Source organism: Paradesertivirga mongoliensis (assembly GCF_024436395.1).
Classification (GTDB): domain Bacteria; phylum Bacteroidota; class Bacteroidia; order Sphingobacteriales; family Sphingobacteriaceae; genus Paradesertivirga; species Paradesertivirga mongoliensis.
The window spans coordinates 397,663-415,098 of sequence record NZ_JAFMZO010000001.1 but is presented as its reverse complement, the minus strand read 5'-3'; the positions used below and the strand labels follow the sequence as shown (position 1 = coordinate 415,098).

Here is a 17,436-nt window from a genome sequence, read left to right as displayed (position 1 = left end):
AACAGTGAAATTATACAGCACCAATAATCCAACATCAGCAGTAGATTTTAAAGAGGCAGTATTCAACAGTATGCCCCAGGACAAGGGCTTATACATGCCTTTAACCATTCCGCAGCTGGACGCTGATTTCATTAATACTATTGAGAATTATTCTCTTCCCGAGATCGCGTTCAAGGTTGCAAAGAGCCTTTTACAGGATGCCATGCCCGATAATGACTTGAAGGCAATTGTTGAGGATGCTATCAATTTCCCTGCACCAATTGTGAAGCTGGACGAAAATACTTTCGTTCTTGAGCTTTTTCATGGTCCGTCTTTAGCATTTAAGGATTTTGGAGCGCGCTTTATGAGCCGTGTAATGGCTTATTTCCTTGAAGAAGGCGAAAAGACACTAAATGTACTGGTAGCCACCTCGGGCGATACAGGAGGTGCGGTAGCATTGGGCTTTTTAGGCGTAGAAAATACACAAGTGACTATTCTGTATCCGAAAGAAAAAGTTAGTCCGATACAAGAATTGCAGCTCACTACTAACGGACAAAATATTCGTGCTGTCGAAATAGATGGAACTTTTGATGATTGCCAGGCTTTGGTTAAGCAGGCTTTTGTCGATGATGAATTAAATGAAAAGTTCCGCTTAACGTCGGCTAATTCCATTAATATCTCACGGTTGGTGCCACAAACTTTCTATTATTTTAATGCTTACGCTCAATTAAAGCGCGAGGGAAAAAAAGAGGTGGTGTTTTCTGTTCCAAGCGGTAATTTCGGAAATATAGGCGCCGGTTTACTGGCCTGGAAAATGGGACTTCCTGTTAAACAATTTATTGCAGCTACGAATGCTAATGACACGGTTCCGGAATTCTTCAAAACCGGAGTTTACCAACCGAAACCATCAGTTGCCACACTTTCAAATGCGATGGATGTTGGAAATCCTAGTAATTGGGTGCGTATTATGAACCTCTTCAGTGATGATTTAAATGCCCTTAAAAAAGTGATTTCAGCGGTAAGTTATACCGATGAACAAACCAGAGCGGCGGTTTATAAAGTATTTGAAGAATACAATTATGTGGTTTGTCCGCATACAGCGATAGCCTGGCTGGCGATTGAGAATTACCGTAAACAATTTAATGATGAAACGAGCGCAGGTGTATTCCTGTCGACCGCTCATCCATGTAAATTTCCGGATGTTTACCAGGGAGAAATCGCAGAAAGTGTAACTATACCCGAACAAGTGAAAGCATTGGAGGGTAAACCTAAGCAAGCTGTGGAAATGAAAGCAGATTTTGCAGCGTTTAAGAATTACCTTTTAAATAGCTAGCCGCATGATTAAAGCCATAATATTTGATTTAGGCGGCGTACTAGTCGACTGGAACCCCAAGTATCTCTATCAAAAGATCTTTACGGACGAAAGCGAAATGAAAAGCTTTCTGGAGACTATTTGTACCAATGACTGGAATGAAGAGCAAGATGCAGGACGTACACTTCAGGAAGCTACAGAAGTGCTGATAAAGGAGTATCCCGAACAAGAAGAAAATATTAAAGCGTATTACGGACGATGGGAAGAGATGCTCAACGGCCCGATTGAAGGCACTGTAGAGATTTTTAAACAACTTAAGGAGTTTGGTAAATATAAGATCTACGCCTTAACTAATTGGTCAGCCGAGACTTTTCCAATAGCTAAGCAGAAATATGATTTTCTGAACTGGTTTGACGGCGTAGTGGTGTCAGGCACCGAGAAGATTCGTAAGCCTGATCCAGCATTTTTTCAGATCCTTTTGGACAGATATAATTTGAAGCCGGAAGAGGTTCTGTTTATTGATGATAATTTCAGAAATGTAAAATCTGCCCTTAAAATGGGAATTGATAGTATACATTTCATTTCTCCGGAAGAACTGCACGCAGAGCTTGTGGATAGAGGTGGCCTTTAATTTAAATAGCAATCAGATAACTCTTAGTTGCCTGATTGCTAAAATATAGCTTAGAATATTGCCTCCGCAATCCTCTTTGTTGGTCCCGGATTACTCATGGTATAAAAATGCAATACCGGCGCGCCAAACTTTATCAACTCTTTACACTGCTCAATCATAAACTCAATCCCAACCTCCTTCACATCCTTTTCTGATGTACAGCTTGTTATTGCTTTTGTAAGATCTTCCGGTAAATCTAAATGAAAGATTTTGGGAAGACTAACCAGTTGTTTAGAAGAAGTGATCGGTTTTAATCCCGGAATAATTGGAACGGTTATTCCATTTTCCCTGCAAAGATTTACGAAATCGAAATACTTTTGATTATCAAAAAACATCTGAGTAACGATGAAATTCGCGCCCATATCGATTTTCATTTTTAAATAATCGAAGTCAGTTTTCATATTCGGAGCTTCGAAGTGTTTCTCAGGATAGGCTGCGACACCGATGCAGAAATCAGATTTCTGCGCATCGCTATTGTCGTGCAGATAAACTCCACGGTTTAAGTTTACCACCTGTTGCAAAAGATCGGTTGCATAAGCATGGCCGCCGGGTGTAGGGATGAAACTTGCATCACCTTTGCGAGCATCGCCCCTTAATACTAATACGTTATCGATCCCAAGAAATTGGAGATCAATTAAAGCGTTTTCAGTTTCTTCCTTAGTAAAGCCGCCGCAGATTAAATGCGGAACTGCATCAACCTTATAGCGGTTAATAATCGCTGCGCAAATGGCCACGGTGCCAGGGCGTTTGCGATACGAAACCTGTTCGAGCAAGCCATTTGGGTGCTGTTTGTAAATGAAATCTTCGCGGTGGTATGTAACATCGATAAACGGAGGTTTAAATTCCATTAAAGGATCAATGGCATCGTAGATGTTCTCAATACGCTGACCTTTTACCGGGGGAAGCAGCTCGAAAGAAAAAAGCGTTTTCCCGTTAGCGTTTTTTATGTGTTCAGTTATTTTCATACCAATCCGCCGCAGGCGGAGCGCTTAAAATTCTTAATTATTTATTTCCTTAACGTCCGACTTAATAACCCAGATTCGGGCTTAACCATCTTTCAACCACCTCCAAATCCATCTCTTTTCGTCTTGCGTAATCTTCAACCTGATCTTTAGAAATCTTACCTAAACCAAAATAGCGTGAATCGGGATGAGCGAAGTAAAAACCGCTGACGGCTGCTGTTGGATACATAGCATAACTTTCTGTTAGTTTAATACCGGTTGCATTTTCTGCATCCAACAGTCGGAACAGCGTTTCTTTTTCGGTATGATCGGGGCAGGCAGGATAACCAGGAGCAGGACGAATACCTGCATATTTTTCTTTAATAAGTTCCTCGTTGCTTAGGTTCTCATCTTTGGCATAGCCCCAGTATTCTTTTCTCACCAACTCGTGCATTTTTTCAGCAAAGGCCTCGGCCAGGCGGTCGGCCAAGGCCTTAACCATGATGCTATTATAATCGTCGTGATCCTTTTCATATTTAGCTACTAATTCGTCGCAACCAATACCAGTGGTAACGGCAAATCCGCCAAAGTAATCAGGAATTCCGGTTTCCTTTGGCGCCACGAAATCAGCCAGAGCATAATACGGTTCGCCGGCAGCTTTTTCTACCTGCTGACGAAGAGTATGAATCACTGTAGTTGATCCATGAACATCCAATACGATATCATCACCCACAGAGTTTGCCGGCCAAAATCCGATGACACCCCTGGCTTCAAGTAATTTTTCGTAGATGATTTTCTTCAATAATTCCTGAGCATCAGCAAATAACTTTTTAGCCTCGTCACCTACGTACTGATCTTCAAAAATTCTCGGGTAGCTACCTCTTAACTCCCAGGTATGGAAAAAAGGAGTCCAGTCGATATAAGGGACTAAGTCTTCGAGCGGATAGTTTGCAAAAACCTTTGTTCCTAAAAAAGCTGGTTTTGGAGGAAGAGATCCGTTTAGGCCAATCTGAAATTTATTCTGACGAGCTTCTTCAATGGTTTTGAAATGCTTATCCGAGCGTTTATTGAGATGCGCTTCGCGCGCCTTATCGTACTCACCGCGAATTTGGTTGATATATTCATCCCGGTTTTCATCGCTCATCAGAGTACTGCAAACTGTTACGCTTCTTGAAGCATCTAACACGTGAACTGATGGTCCTGAGTAATTAGGAGCAATTTTTACTGCCGCATGAATACGTGAAGTAGTTGCTCCGCCAATAATCAACGGGATTTTAAATTCCTGGCGTTCCATTTCCTTGGCAAAGTGAACCATTTCGTCAAGCGAAGGTGTAATTAATCCGCTTAAGCCTATAATGTCAACATTATGGGCTTTTGCTTCGTCAATGATCTTTTGTGCAGGAACCATTACGCCCAAATCGATCACTTCGAAATTATTACATGCCAGAACTACTCCAACAATGTTTTTACCGATATCATGTACGTCGCCTTTAACCGTTGCCAGCAAAACTTTACCGGCATTTTTGCGCTGGTTGCTGTCGGCATTATCAAGTTTTTCTTGCTCGATAAAAGGTAAAAGATATGCGACTGCCTTTTTCATTACGCGGGCCGATTTCACAACCTGTGGCAAAAACATTTTTCCCTGACCGAATAGATCGCCTACAATGCCCATTCCGTCCATCAACGGACCCTCAATTACTTCGAGCGGCTTAGCATATTTCTGACGGGCCTCTTCAACATCATCGTCAAGGTAGTCGATGATACCTTTTACGAGGGAGTGGGAAAGTCGGCTTTCAACGCCTTCTTTTCGCCATTCTTCGTCTTTCACAACAACTTTTCCTTTGGTCTTGATTGTATCAGCGAACTCCACCAGCCTTTCTGTAGCATCGGGGCGACGGTTTAAAAGTACATCTTCAACCAATTCTAATAGGTCTTTCGGAATCTCTTCATAAACCTCGAGCATCCCGGCGTTTACAATTCCCATATCTAAGCCTGCTTTAATGGCATGATACAAGAAGGCCGAGTGCATGGCTTCGCGCACAGTATTATTTCCCCGGAAGGAGAATGAAATATTTGAAACACCACCGCTTACTTTTGCCAGGGGGAGGTTTTCTTTTATCCAGCGTGTTGCATTGATAAAGTCGACTGCATAGTTATTATGCTCTTCCAGTCCGGTGGCAACCGTTAAGATATTCGGGTCGAAAATGATATCCTGCGCGGGGAAGCCGACTTCATTTACCAGAATATCGTACGAGCGCTTACAGATCTCAATGCGACGTTCGTATGAATCCGCCTGGCCGTTTTCGTCAAAGGCCATCACTACCACAGCCGCGCCATACTGCTTCACTTTGCGGGCGTAATCTTTAAAGTTTTCTTCGCCTTCTTTTAGTGAGATGGAATTAACTACGCCTTTTCCCTGCAGGCATTTCAGGCCTGTTTCAATCACTGTCCATTTCGAAGAATCGACCATGATTGGGAGTTTTGAAATATCTGGCTCTGAGGCGATCAAATTAAGAAACTTGGTCATGGCAGCCTCAGAATCAAGCATCCCCTCATCCATGTTTACATCGATAATTTGGGCGCCGCCTTCTACCTGTTGGCGTGCTACCGATAAAGCTTCTTCGAAATTTCCGCTTAAAATAAGCTTCGAGAATTTCGGCGATCCGGTTACGTTGGTACGCTCGCCGATATTTACAAAATTCGTCTCTGGAGTTAGTGTTACAGGCTCCAACCCGCTTAAGCGCAGGAAGGGTTCGGGTTGAGCGGGAACCCTTGGGGGATATTTTGCCGCCTTTTCGGCGATGCATTTAATATGCTCGGGAGTGGTGCCGCAACACCCACCTACAATATTTACAAAGCCGTTTTTAATAAAGTCCTCCACCAAATGTGCAGTTTCGTGAGGGACCTCATCGTAGGCTCCAAATTCGTTTGGTAAGCCTGCATTTGGATATGCAGAAATATAACAACTTGCCTTGGCTGATAATTCTTCAATATGCGGACGCATATCTTTTGCACCTAAAGCACAATTTAAGCCGATACTCAACAGGTTTGCATGCGACAGCGAATTCAGGAAAGCCTCCACCGTTTGACCGGAAAGCGTACGGCCACTGGCATCGGTAATAGTACCCGAGATCATGATTTCGATCGTACGGCCGATTTCATTCTCGTAATTTTTCGCAGCAAACAAAGCTGCTTTTGTTATTAACGTATCGGTAATAGTTTCAAACAGCAATACGTCGGCGCCGCCATCAATCAAGCCTTTTATCTGCTCATAATAAGCATCTACCAGCTCGTCAAAGCTAACAGCGCGATAACCAGGGTCGTTCACATCCGGCGACATGGAAGCCATTTTAGTTGTGGGGCCCAAGGCTCCCGCAACAAAACGAGGCTTATCGGGATTCTTAAGAGTGAACTCTGTGGCGATTTCTTTTGCAATGCGCGCTCCTTCGTAGCTCATTTCGTACGACAGATCTTCCATCTGGTAGTCGGCCATCGAGATGCGTTGTGTACTGAAGGTGTTGGTTTCGATGATATCGGCGCCTGCGTTCAGGTATTCGGCGTGTATGGCTTTGATTACGTCGGGACGTGTGATGTTAAGCAAGTCGTTATTGCCGCGAACATCGCAGGGGTGGTCTTTAAATCGTTCTCCACGGAAATCTTCTTCCGTTAATTGGTAGCGCTGGATCATTGTACCCATAGCCCCGTCAATTACCAAAATTCGCTTCTTTAATTCTTCTCTTATGCTCATTGTTTTTAGATGTGAGATGTGAGATATTAGGTGTGAGACCGGATAAGACGCATAAGGTCTCAATTCTCAAATCTAGTATCTCATATCTCTTTGCAAGCTTATTTTGAAAAGTCGGGTATCCGGCTTTGAATTCACTTATCTTTCTTCATCCTTGGTGTATGGAATCAGTTAGAATTTAGCACCTTGTAAGCACAGGTTGCTAAGACTTCGCAGGGTCTAATCCCTCCGTCTTTCTGAATAAGCGTTGCAAAAATGCAATAAAAAATCTTAAAATGCAAACGGATAAGAGTCTTAAAGTCGACACAGCTCGTTTAGTTTGTACTAATGTCTGAAGCTTCAAAAGGCTTCGAAAAGCTCAGCCCGACATCCTGAAAGAAATTGTTCACTAGGTGAGCCGTTTCACCAACTGCTCCTCCACCTTTTTAAAAAACTGGATGGGCTTAAGTGTTCTCCAGGCGATATGATCTAATTCGCCCCCAAAATTGATGTAATAATCAATGTTATTGCTTTTGAATTCGTCGATAACATGTTCTCTGAAGTTCACGCCTGCAATCCAGCCCTCTTCAACATCCTGGAACCATTCTTCATAGTAAGAGTCGTCTGACGAGTGGAAGTTTAAAACATTTTCTCCTACCAGGATGAATTTATTGATGCCCTCATCTATCATGAGTTCCAGTATTTCTCGTTTCAGGAGCATGATGTCGTTGTAAATGGCATCGTTCCACTCACCGATAAACTCTATAATGGCATACTGCTTATCATAGTCTGCAAAAAGTGTTTTCAGATACAAGGTCTGTGATCCAAAAGAATCCCATTGGGGATGGATGTAATAGTTGTAGATCTTTTTATCGAATTCAAACTCACTGTACTCCATCTCATAAAATGGCGAACGCTCATCTTCCGATGCTATGTAATCGTCGCGCCAGCGATAAAAAGGTTCTATTTCGTGCATTGTTAAATATGTAAATATGCAGGTTTGTGATGTGCGAATGACGGCACTCTATTAAGGTACAGATTGGCAATTAGCAAAATATGCACATCCGTACATCCCCTCATCTGCACATTATTTTTTATACATTTCCACCGCAGCTCTCACGTTCCCATGTTCATCAAGCAGTTTTTGTGCCGTTTGTTCATCTAATCCTGTAGCTTCGACAACCATATTTACGGCTCTTTTAACCAATTTATTGTTGCTGAGCTGCATGTCGAACATTTTATTTCCTTTCACCCTTCCTAACTGGATCATCACGGTGGTGCTGATCATGTTCAGAACAAGTTTTTGGGCGGTCCCGGATTTCATTCGTGTAGAACCGGTAACGTATTCCGGCCCCACTACAACCTCTATAGGATATTTTGCTTCTACGGCTACCGGGCTGCCTATGTTGCAGACAATACAGCCGGTGAGTACACCTGCTTCGTTAGCTCGTTTTAATCCTCCGATAACGTAAGGAGTAGTGCCTGATGCTGCGATACCTATGAGTACATCTTTATCACTTATAGTAAATTTTAATAGATCTTCCCAGGCTTGTTCAGTATCATCTTCTGCAAACTCAACCGCCTTTCTTATAGCCGAATCGCCGCCTGCGATAATTCCGATCACCATATCATGGGGTACACCGTAAGTTGGCGGGCATTCTGAAGCATCTACAATCCCTAAACGGCCGCTGGTTCCGGCACCTATATAGAACAGTCGGCCCCCGGCTTTCATCTTTTCGACAATCTTTTCCACCAAGTTTTCAATTTGTGGAATTGCCTTCTCTACGGCCAGTGGTACGCTTTTGTCTTCTTGGTTAATTCCGTGCAAAAGTTCCTTAACCGACTTCTTTTCCAGGTCGGTATATAATGAGTCTTGTTCGGTGGTTCTGTCCATGGCTTAAAGGTCGGAATATATTCAGAAAAGACCCTTCAAAAAAAGCTTTTTTCTGACAATTTTTAGTCCTCCATTGTCGTGCCGAATGCCTATTTTTAGGTCGCTCTTATTCCATGCATTCATCCACGAAAAGTAATTTATTAGTAGCTTCCTGCTATGCAGGAATTCTTGCACTTGGTATGGTCGTTGGCCCCAAGTTTGGACGCGAAAGCGACGCGGCAAAAACCGGAGATTTTACACCTTTTTCTGCAAGTCCGGAAAAGATTGACCAGGTTTTAGGCATCATTGAAGAAAACTATGTTGATCCCGTTAAGGCAGACACGCTGCAAAACCTAGCTATCAATCAAATCTTGTCTCATTTAGACCCACACTCGTCTTATCTGCCGCCTGTAAAGGCCAGAGAGCAGTCGCAGGATCTGGAGGGTAAGTATTACGGCATAGGTGTGGAGTATACCGTGTTGAACGATACGATGCTGATCACCTCCGTGAAAACGGGGCCGGCAGAAAAAGCCGGAATAAAGGCTGGAGATAAAATTACCGCTATAGAAGGGAAAAATATAACAGGCGCGCAAATTTCTTCAGAAAAAATAGTGCCCCTTATCAAAGGCAGAGCCGGAACTGTTGTGAATTTGCGTGTGAAGGGCCGCGAAACAAACCGTGAAAAGGATGTTTTAGTTAAGCGCGATAAAATTACGGTTAGCAGTATAGATGCCGCATATATGCTGACACCCACGGTTGGCTATGTCAAAATAAGCAAGTTTGGAGCGCGCACAGATGATGATTTTGCTCTCGAAGTCAATCGCCTTCAGCAAGAAAACATGAAAAGTTTGGTGGTGGATCTGAGACACAATGGGGGTGGGTACCTTAGTGCTGCAACAGCCCTGGCTGATGAATTTTTGCCGGATAAGCAATTAATAGTTTATACCCAGGGCGAGCACGAACCAAGGACAGATTATTTTGCTACAAAAAGCGGAAAGTTTGAACAGGGCAAACTTGTGTTGTTGATCGACGAGACAACAGCATCGGCAAGTGAGGTTGTGGCTGGTGCTATACAGGATTTAGATCGGGGAATTGTTATCGGGCGCCGTTCTTTCGGAAAGGGACTTGTACAGGAACAGTTTAATTTCGGCGACGGCTCTGCTTTGAATCTAACAATTGCACGCTACTACACGCCACTTGGCCGGTCGATACAAAGGCCATATAAAATGAAGCCGAAAGACTACTTTGATGAGGCTTCGAAGCGTCTTGAAAAACCGGAAGTAAATCCTGTCAGGGTTAAAGATAGTGTATCTGATAAAAGGAATTCGTATAAAACTGGTTTGGGAAGGACGTTGTACGGTGGCGGAGGTATTACTCCTGATATCTTTATCCCAGTGGATACATCGGCTTTTAATTCGTTTTATTATGCCTTGCGGGCCAGAGGTTTACTAACAGAATTTCTGTTCAGTCGCCTGGTAAACGGCTATCACCCAACTTCTCTGAAGCAGATTATAAATGAGTTTAATTTAAGTGATGCTCAGTACCGGCAACTAATCGCCCTGGCGTTAAAAAAGGGTATAAAAACAACCGGGAGGACCGTTGAAATTGCCCGCGCTGCTATCAATACCGAAATAAAGGCATTGCTGGCAAAGGTGTATTTTGATCAGGAGTCTTATTTTAAGGTGCTTAACGCAAGCGATAAGGCAATCGCAAGGTCGCTTCAGGAACTGAAGCAACCTTAGTAATTAACGTTTTTGCGATTGATTCTGCATAGAATCCGTGGGCATGTTGTCTACGGTACTATCTGTATTCATCGATGTGTCAGCGTTTAACTGATTTTGTAACATCGAATCTGCAGATCTGGCTGCATCTATTGAATCCTGATCACTGGACTCTTCGGTGGGGCCGCTGCAGGCGGCAAACGCTAAACTTGTTGCAAAACAAAGTGTAAATAAAAGCTTCTTCATATTACTTCTGTCTGAAATATATTTGAATGGGAACACCACTGAAATCAAAATGTTCTCTTAATTTATTTTCCAGGAAGCGTTTATAAGGCTCTTTAATGTATTGCGGCAGGTTACAGAAGAATGCAAACATGGGCGATGAAGCATTTATTTGTGTGATGTATTTAATCTTCACATACTTTCCTTTCAGAGCGGGCGGCGGATAATTTTCGATTATCGGTAAGAGAGTATCGTTAAGTTTTGAAGTTGGGATTTTTTTGGTCTTGTTCTCAAATACCTTCGACGCAGCTTCAACAGCTTTAAAAATCCGTTGCTTTTCTGTTACCGATGTAAACACAACCGGTACATCCGAAAATGGCGCTAAACGCTGCCTGATCTCATCTTCGAAAACCTTGGTAGTTTTGTTATTTTTCTCGATTAAATCCCATTTATTCACCAGGATCACTACACCTTTCTTGTTCTTCTCGGCCAGGTGGAAAATGTTAACGTCCTGCGATTCCATTCCCTCGACGGCATCAATCATCAGGATTACCACATCCGCTTCTTCAAGCGCTTTGATGGTACGCATCACCGAATAAAATTCGATGTTTTCTTTCACCTTGGTTTTTTTACGAAGACCGGCAGTGTCAATCAACATAAACTCATGCCCGAACTGGTTGTAGTGAATGTGAATTGAATCCCTGGTTGTACCAGCAATAGGAGTAACAATGTTCCTGTCTTTGCCGATGAGGGCGTTGATTAACGAAGATTTGCCCACGTTCGGTCGGCCTACAATGGCATATTTAGGAAGGAGGGAAGGCTCCTCATCTACCTCTTGAAAGTGCGACACGACTTCGTCCAGCAGCTCACCTGTCCCAGAGCCGGTCATAGACGAGATAGAATAAATCTCCCCAAGACCAAAGCTGTAAAACTGGTGGATATCGTCCAGTAATTTGTTGTTGTCGACCTTGTTGGCGATAACCAGGACCGGCTTCTTGCTTCTTCTCAAAAGATCGGCAATGCTATCGTCCAGGTCAGTAATTCCGGTAGTTACATCTACCATAAATAAGATAACGGTTGCTTCTTCTATGGCAATAATCACCTGTTCGCGAATAGCCGCTTCAAAAACATCTTCTGAGTGGGCCACATAGCCACCCGTATCAATTACTGTAAATTGCTTTCCAATCCACTCAGCCACCCCATAGTGCCGATCACGGGTAACCCCACTCTGATCGTCCACAATTGCTTTCCGCGATTCTGTTAAGCGGTTATATAAAGTTGACTTTCCAACGTTGGGCCGTCCAACTATAGCTACGATATTACTCATTGTTTATCTAGAATCAGGAACAAGATATGAGAATCAAGACTTGCGCCGCTTCTCTTCGAGTTCCTATGTTTATTGTTATGAGACAGTACCTTGGTTCTTGTCTCTATTTTTCTTGTATTTTTTTAGTCTTCGTACCCGAAGCTTTTTAAATAGTTCTTCCTGTTACGCCAGTCTGGTATCACTTTAACAAACATTTCAAGAAATATTTTTTTTTGCAGGAACTCTTCAATGTCTTTACGAGCGTAGGTGCCTACTTTTTTAAGCATTTGTCCACCCGGGCCTATCAGGATATTCTTTTGCGAATCCCGCTCCACTATAATCTCTGCACTGATCCGGTTAATGTTTTCTTCTTCTTTAAATGCAGTGATAATTATTTCGGTGCTGTAGGGAATTTCTTTTTGATAGAGCTTAAATATCTTTTCCCGGATAATTTCAGACACGAAAAAGCGCTCATTACGGTCGGTTAACGTATCTTTTTCATAATAGGCCGGGTGCTCGGGAAGCTTGTCGAGAATAAAATTCATTACAGCATCCACATTATAATCGTGAAGGGCCGAGGTGCCGAAAATCACTTCAGGGTTCAGTGTCTCTTTCCAATATTCAATTTTAGCTTCCACCTCTTCCTGTGTAGAGGTGTCTATTTTGTTAATGACTACAGCAATAGGGGAAGATGTTTTCTTTATCTTTTCTAAAATATCGTTCTCGTCAAACCGCTCGTTAATATCAGTAACCAGTAAAACAATGTCTGCATCCACCAGCGATTCATTCACCATTCCCATCATGCTCTCCTGAAGTCCGTATTTTGGCTTGATCACTCCGGGCGTATCGGAAAAAATTATCTGATACTCTTCTTCATTCACTATGCCAATAATACGATGGCGGGTAGTTTGGGCCTTGGGCGTTATGATCGACATCTTCTCGCCAACAAGCGCGTTCATCAGGGTAGATTTCCCTGCATTCGGCTTGCCAACTATACTCACAAATCCTGCTTTATGCGACATTGAAAATTATTTTAAAAAACATTTGGACTGCAAAGAAACGAAATATATCTTTGCAGTCCAATTCAGGGAGTAAGGAATTAAGTAATTAAGGCCGAAAACAAAGAATTGCGATAGTGCGGGGTGGAGCAGTTGGTAGCTCGTCGGGCTCATAACCCGAAGGTCATCAGTTCGAGTCTGGTCCCCGCTACCAAAGAAGTGTTTACGAACGCTTCTTTTTTTGGCCCGTTCGTCTAGGGGTTAGGACGTTAGATTTTCATTCTAGAAACAGGGGTTCGATTCCCCTACGGGCTACAAAAAGCGATCAGAAATGATCGCTTTTGTTGTTTTCGGGCTTTAGGTTGATGCCGAACAGGGTGTAAAATGGGATCAAGCAAAATACTTGGGGGGATGGTGAGTGTTAATGATTCGCAGGTAATGGTATAGTCTTCCTCGATTACTGATATCTACTGATTATTGAAGCGAAGAATTGCGGTTTTAATTATCCATCCCTTCATGCATTAAAGTAGCCTTCGTTTTGGTCTTTAGTACCGGGGGAACAGCGTCTTTCGATCGTTATCAACGGAAGGAATCTGTGATACAGAATTTTGAACTGGTAGTAGATTGATAACATCTTCATCCTAACCCCTTTCTGCAGTTCTCCTCGTGCCGAATCCCGCTCTACTCATCGTAAAGCGGGATGATGGCTGCGACTGGGAGAAGCTCCGAACCGTTTTATCAAAGGCCTGAAACGTTAAGCATATAGCTAATAATCTAACGCTATTCTTATTGCTTCCTCGACAGGACTAAGCGGCCCTACACCCTCAAGGCTAAAATCGCTTTTAGGTAACAATGGCGGCTGCGCCATAAACTTAGGTTGCAGCCCCCTGTGCTGCTGTCCGGCGTGCACCAGGAACGGATGACAGAGGTATACCGTCCCTGCTTTTCCAGTAGCCAACACCTCTTTTCTTTTTGGTAATTCCTGCAACTTCGCTGCCAGCTCCATGAAAGACAGCCCTGCTTCGCCTTCCGGTTTTAACAGTCTGGCAACATCCAGATGCGAACCCCTTAGAATTCTGGTTGGTGCATCCCGTTCCGAGACATCGGAAAATAGAAAGAGCATTAGCAATGCCCTGCCTTTTGATCTTACATTAATGCGTGCGCTAAAATAATCAGTTGGATTAGCCCCCGGGAAACTAGCATCTACATGCCAGCCCGTATCGCCAGGATCAACTGCTGAAGGGAAACGGACAGGGAAGGACCCCATACTCATGCAGGGATTCCATTTGCCTTTACCAACCAGCTGATCGAATGCTTTATGAAGAATAGGCGCATTGGCAGCCTTGACGAAGGGCTCCTGAGTATACATACCCAACCAGATGGTTGGACGTGTCCAGGTGGTATTGTCAATAGGGTCTACGGGGAGGTCTTTCCAAAGTATAGTCCTCGCTTCGCTCGCAAGTTCAGCAGAGAATGCATTGTCTATGCGGACGAAGCCGTCTGCAATAAAGGATTGTATTTGTTGTGGATTTAAGATGTTGTCCATAATATTTTAATATAAAGTTCAAAGAATACACAGCAAGTGCCTCTTAAAGGCATTCACTCTACGATCTGGAATTATATTATAACATTACGGTCATTCTCATACGCAAATATACTTGTTTCTTGAAGTTCTGCAGGGTAAAGATGAATTTCAGCGCAACCACGAGTAGCCGCGCTGCATGAAATAGGCTATTGCTGCTTTGCGCTGTTCGGGGCTGCCGTAATCGACATGAGGGAGTATGCACATAAAATCAGTGAGGATTTGTGTTTTGCACGTTTTATGGCTGATGGAAGCTTTGATCCCGGTTACATAATCCATGCCTTGTCACGCATTAAAGTAGCTTTTGATACGGATAGGATATACGGAGGATTTGACGCAAAATTGATAGTGAAACGACACTCACATTTAAGTTCTGGTTCCTTTTCTTAAACATTACCCTGCCAATAAATACTCCGGTAATGATAAGCAGAAAATGAGAGGAGATACAATGAGCAGGCAGATTACCCCTTCGCCAAGAAAGACGGCGCTCAAAAGCACTCCAATTAAACCATTGAGGCAGGAGAGGAGTACCAGTACTCTGCTTTAACCTCCAAACCTTTCCAGCGCCAGGCGCAAATAATACCCATCAGCAATGGCACAATAACAAATTCGGCATATACTAAAACATTTGGATTCGGCTTTAAATACCTGGTAATTCGGATGATACTAAATGCAAGACGTTTGAAAGGATGAAGCCTTTCATGAGTTGGAATTAGTAGATCTTTTTGTCCATGATTTTAAGATAAGGTTGTAGTTTGCAGATATTCCAGTTTTTTGATGTTTCTGTAGCATAGATACAGCGGAATTATACCGATTACTCCGAAAGAACAATCTATTAGTTGCCAGAAAAAAGGGATTTGTCTGATGAGTCCGGCTATGAGAGCCAATGGAAATACCATGATGCACGCGATCATACCGAATTGTATTACCCAAATATTTCGCACCGGATCTCGCAGAGGGCCAATAAATGCTGTAGCAATTACGATATGGGCGAAGGCCAGCCAATCTGTTCCATATGCGAGATATGGATAGTTATCGTTTGTTGTTTTAACTGCATGATAAATGGTGCTGAGCCAATGTTGAATGGTTAAGGGAAAAACATCCAGGTGATTCATCGTGATGGCCAGCTGACTTTCGATGGGAAAAGCGGTAATTCCGCTTAAGATGAGTGCTACGATAAAGAAGATGATCCATCGTTTAATCTTTCTTCTTAAGAGTTGTTCCTGGGTTTTCATGTGAAGGGTAGGTTGTTGATTCTGCTTTTTGCCTGATAACCTCATTGCGGTGTTTGATGAGGTTCTGCATGTATTTTCTGAGAAACAGTGCATCTGCCAGCTTGCCAAGTATTCCCCAAGGCGACTGGTACACAAATTCATCAGTCATTAAGGTATAGCCCTGCTTTTGTTCAAAAAGATGTCTGTGTTTCATCATTTTGGAAGGGCCCGTCACCATTTCGTCCGTGAAGATTAGAGGAGAGCTGCATTCGGTGATCTTACTGGTTAATGTCATCATAATTCCAAAATGCCGGGCTTTCCAGGTTACGGTTTCATCAAGTCCAATTAAACCGCTGGTAACTCCGGCGATGGCTGTTTCGCCGGTGTGTTTCATGGTGTCGAGGTGGAGGTCAATGCTTCGGGCGAGATCGAAGCAGACTTCTATTGGAGTATTTATTTGGGTACGTAGGATAAATCTGGGCATATTAAATAGTGTTTAGGCCTGCAATAGGCCATATTATTTCCTTAATAAAATGATCATGAAAAAGCATAGGCATGGGTGCTATTAACCAAAAGAATACCCATACCCGGGAGAGAATTTTATTCTGCAAGAACCTGACCTTGCGATTAAGTAATAGCTTCTCTAAAAGTACGATGATGCCTTGAATGATAAAGTACAAAAGTGGTAAGCCATAACCGTTGTCTACAGGGACACTTAGAGCTAGTTCATGAAGCAGTCCTGAAAATACAAAGGCGAGCATCAAGGCGACAGCACCTCCGGTTTTACCTTTTAGTGGTCTGAATATAGCGACTGAGGTCATCTCACTGAAAGCAAGGTTCCAGCGTTTGCTCCAAAACTCATTCAGGCTTTTTGCCTTTGCAGGAGATTTGAATAAATAATACGTACTCACGCCGGAAAGGCGCCACATGCCCGCACTGATACTAAGCAGTCCGAAATGAAGGATTAAACTGAAGGCAACGAGTAGAATTGCTGTTATGATGACATAAAGAACATCGGCATCGATTGGTAATGTCAACATGTGATGAGCCAGAAAGATCAGCAGAAAGCCAGCTAAAATCCTGCTGAAGCCAAAGGTTATTTTCGGCCAGGCATCCGGCAATGGTTTGTTGCCCAGTGTTTCAAAAACCTGTGCCCGCATACCTGCCCATCCGATGGCAAATACTCCCCATTGCAGCAAGGAAAGGCTAAGTGGTTTGCCCTTATAGCTTTCTGCTGCCGCGATTATTTTCATTGCCGTAAAGGTTGTGGCGATCAAAGCTAGCATCCGCATTATTGGATGATCGTTCAGAAAAATGAGATGAATTATAAGGATACCCAATACTAACAAACTCCAGCTGTGCCATATCAGGGTGTTTCGAACCAACCAATATCCGATGAGAATAATTGAAAGATTTAATAACATGAAGTAAGCCAGATGTAGTAGTATTGGTTCCATCTTTAGAGTTGTTGATAGTTGTAATAAAAGGCCATACTGTAAACTATACTTAGGAAAAGAAACAGGGCAACCAATATCACTTCCGCAAGTCTGTTCGCTAAGCCGCTTGGAAAACTCTTCCGATCGAAATAGAAGAACTGGATTACTATTCTTGAAATCCAGTAAATGGCGATAAAGCCGCTTATTGTGCTAGCGAGTAAAGAACCATTAGTCAAGTCATTATAAGCGAAAACTGAAAGTAAGCCAAAACTTAAGTTTATGACCAAGATGTAGGCAGCATAGGTCCAGAACATCTGTTTGATTAATGTCTGAACTTTCATTAGTTCCGTCTTCCAGTTTAAGATCCTGGGAATTGCCATACTTCCTAAAACCAGTGCAATTTGGGCCAGACCTGCAAAAAAGATAAATGTTTGAAGGTTGGGTAAAGGTGTTTCCAT

General features: G+C 43.0%; 15 protein-coding genes, 2 tRNA genes and 1 riboswitch. Of the genes, 5 read left to right on the top strand and 12 right to left on the bottom strand.

The features are described 5' to 3' along the window. Positions 1–4: 4 nt before the first annotated feature. Positions 5–1,312 carry a threonine synthase gene (thrC, locus tag J3P43_RS01455; protein WP_255898240.1) on the top strand — a complete coding sequence of 436 codons (1,308 nt, stop codon included), beginning with the start codon at positions 5–7 and terminating at the stop codon, positions 1,310–1,312. A 4-nt stretch (positions 1,313–1,316) separates the two neighbouring features. Continuing rightward, a complete protein-coding gene (locus J3P43_RS01450) occupies positions 1,317–1,922 on the top strand; it encodes an HAD family hydrolase (RefSeq protein WP_255898238.1) in 606 nt (201 codons plus the stop codon). Between the two features lie 50 nt (positions 1,923–1,972). Here the strand turns inward: J3P43_RS01450 and metF are convergent, their stop codons facing one another. The 4 genes from metF to murQ form a co-directional block, all read right to left on the bottom strand. Continuing rightward, positions 1,973–2,926 (bottom strand): methylenetetrahydrofolate reductase [NAD(P)H], encoded by a 954-nt coding sequence (gene metF / locus J3P43_RS01445; RefSeq protein WP_255898236.1) that lies wholly within the window; start codon positions 2,924–2,926, stop codon positions 1,973–1,975. Between the two features lie 61 nt (positions 2,927–2,987). Continuing rightward, positions 2,988–6,650 (bottom strand): methionine synthase, encoded by a 3,663-nt coding sequence (metH, locus tag J3P43_RS01440; protein WP_255898234.1) that lies wholly within the window; start codon positions 6,648–6,650, stop codon positions 2,988–2,990. A 132-nt stretch (positions 6,651–6,782) separates the two neighbouring features. Then, positions 6,783–6,894, bottom strand: a riboswitch (SAM riboswitch). Between the two features lie 141 nt (positions 6,895–7,035). Next, positions 7,036–7,602: a hypothetical protein gene (locus J3P43_RS01435; RefSeq protein WP_255898232.1), complete on the bottom strand. Its 567-nt coding sequence runs from the start codon at positions 7,600–7,602 to the stop codon at positions 7,036–7,038. 111 nt (positions 7,603–7,713) lie between these two features. Continuing rightward, on the bottom strand, positions 7,714–8,520 hold the full coding sequence (gene murQ, locus J3P43_RS01430; protein ID WP_255898230.1) for an N-acetylmuramic acid 6-phosphate etherase: 807 nt from the start codon (positions 8,518–8,520) through the stop codon (positions 7,714–7,716). 113 nt (positions 8,521–8,633) lie between these two features. Between murQ and J3P43_RS01425 the strand changes: the two genes are divergently transcribed. Then, positions 8,634–10,241 carry a S41 family peptidase gene (locus J3P43_RS01425; RefSeq protein WP_255898228.1) on the top strand — a complete coding sequence of 536 codons (1,608 nt, stop codon included), beginning with the start codon at positions 8,634–8,636 and terminating at the stop codon, positions 10,239–10,241. A 3-nt stretch (positions 10,242–10,244) separates the two neighbouring features. On the opposite strand, the gene J3P43_RS01420 is transcribed toward J3P43_RS01425, so the two are convergent. The 3 genes from J3P43_RS01420 to era all read right to left on the bottom strand — a co-directional run bounded on the left by J3P43_RS01420 (position 10,245) and on the right by era (position 12,770). Beyond that, the gene (locus J3P43_RS01420; protein WP_255898226.1) at positions 10,245–10,466 is read right to left on the bottom strand and encodes a hypothetical protein; all 222 of its coding nucleotides are present in this window, start codon (positions 10,464–10,466) and stop codon (positions 10,245–10,247) included. A 1-nt stretch (position 10,467) separates the two neighbouring features. Beyond that, positions 10,468–11,769 carry a ribosome biogenesis GTPase Der gene (gene der / locus J3P43_RS01415; protein WP_255898224.1) on the bottom strand — a complete coding sequence of 434 codons (1,302 nt, stop codon included), beginning with the start codon at positions 11,767–11,769 and terminating at the stop codon, positions 10,468–10,470. A gap of 122 nt (positions 11,770–11,891) precedes the next feature. Beyond that, the gene (gene era, locus J3P43_RS01410; protein WP_255898222.1) at positions 11,892–12,770 is read right to left on the bottom strand and encodes a GTPase Era; all 879 of its coding nucleotides are present in this window, start codon (positions 12,768–12,770) and stop codon (positions 11,892–11,894) included. A gap of 114 nt (positions 12,771–12,884) precedes the next feature. Here era and J3P43_RS01405 point away from each other — a divergent pair. Further along, positions 12,885–12,960, top strand: a tRNA-Met gene (locus J3P43_RS01405). 29 nt (positions 12,961–12,989) lie between these two features. Next, a tRNA-Glu gene (locus tag J3P43_RS01400) sits at positions 12,990–13,061 on the top strand. 451 nt (positions 13,062–13,512) lie between these two features. Here J3P43_RS01400 and J3P43_RS01395 read toward each other — a convergent pair. From J3P43_RS01395 to J3P43_RS01375, 5 genes are all read right to left on the bottom strand, one after another. Then, a complete protein-coding gene (locus J3P43_RS01395) occupies positions 13,513–14,292 on the bottom strand; it encodes a phytanoyl-CoA dioxygenase family protein (protein WP_255898220.1) in 780 nt (259 codons plus the stop codon). Between the two features lie 773 nt (positions 14,293–15,065). Further along, entirely contained in the window at positions 15,066–15,563 is a 498-nt protein-coding gene (locus tag J3P43_RS01390) for a hypothetical protein (protein WP_255898218.1), read from the bottom strand. Continuing rightward, positions 15,526–16,026, bottom strand: a complete 501-nt coding sequence (locus J3P43_RS01385) for an SRPBCC family protein (RefSeq protein WP_255898216.1) — start codon at positions 16,024–16,026, stop codon at positions 15,526–15,528. The genes J3P43_RS01390 and J3P43_RS01385 overlap by 38 nt, the downstream gene beginning before the upstream one ends. Before the next feature lies 1 nt (position 16,027). Continuing rightward, on the bottom strand, positions 16,028–16,999 hold the full coding sequence (locus tag J3P43_RS01380; protein ID WP_255898214.1) for an MBOAT family protein: 972 nt from the start codon (positions 16,997–16,999) through the stop codon (positions 16,028–16,030). Positions 17,000–17,001: 2 nt separating this feature from the next. Then, a complete protein-coding gene (locus J3P43_RS01375; RefSeq protein WP_255898212.1) occupies positions 17,002–17,436 on the bottom strand; it encodes a hypothetical protein in 435 nt (144 codons plus the stop codon).

What these genes read in the sequence shown, in the direction of transcription:
- J3P43_RS01450 (WP_255898238.1), top strand. Translation starts at nt 1,317, where the DNA reads ATGATTAAAGCCATAATATTTGATTTAGGCGGCGTACTAGTCGACTGG.
- metF (WP_255898236.1), bottom strand. Translation starts at nt 2,926, where the DNA reads ATGAAAATAACTGAACACATAAAAAACGCTAACGGGAAAACGCTTTTT.
- metH (WP_255898234.1), bottom strand. Translation starts at nt 6,650, where the DNA reads ATGAGCATAAGAGAAGAATTAAAGAAGCGAATTTTGGTAATTGACGGG.
- J3P43_RS01435 (WP_255898232.1), bottom strand. Translation starts at nt 7,602, where the DNA reads ATGCACGAAATAGAACCTTTTTATCGCTGGCGCGACGATTACATAGCA.
- murQ (WP_255898230.1), bottom strand. Translation starts at nt 8,520, where the DNA reads ATGGACAGAACCACCGAACAAGACTCATTATATACCGACCTGGAAAAG.
- J3P43_RS01425 (WP_255898228.1), top strand. Translation starts at nt 8,634, where the DNA reads ATGCATTCATCCACGAAAAGTAATTTATTAGTAGCTTCCTGCTATGCA.
- J3P43_RS01420 (WP_255898226.1), bottom strand. Translation starts at nt 10,466, where the DNA reads ATGAAGAAGCTTTTATTTACACTTTGTTTTGCAACAAGTTTAGCGTTT.
- der (WP_255898224.1), bottom strand. Translation starts at nt 11,769, where the DNA reads ATGAGTAATATCGTAGCTATAGTTGGACGGCCCAACGTTGGAAAGTCA.
- era (WP_255898222.1), bottom strand. Translation starts at nt 12,770, where the DNA reads ATGTCGCATAAAGCAGGATTTGTGAGTATAGTTGGCAAGCCGAATGCA.
- J3P43_RS01395 (WP_255898220.1), bottom strand. Translation starts at nt 14,292, where the DNA reads ATGGACAACATCTTAAATCCACAACAAATACAATCCTTTATTGCAGAC.
- J3P43_RS01390 (WP_255898218.1), bottom strand. Translation starts at nt 15,563, where the DNA reads ATGAAAACCCAGGAACAACTCTTAAGAAGAAAGATTAAACGATGGATC.
- J3P43_RS01385 (WP_255898216.1), bottom strand. Translation starts at nt 16,026, where the DNA reads ATGCCCAGATTTATCCTACGTACCCAAATAAATACTCCAATAGAAGTC.
- J3P43_RS01380 (WP_255898214.1), bottom strand. Translation starts at nt 16,999, where the DNA reads ATGGAACCAATACTACTACATCTGGCTTACTTCATGTTATTAAATCTT.
- J3P43_RS01375 (WP_255898212.1), bottom strand. Translation starts at nt 17,436, where the DNA reads ATGGAAACACCTTTACCCAACCTTCAAACATTTATCTTTTTTGCAGGT.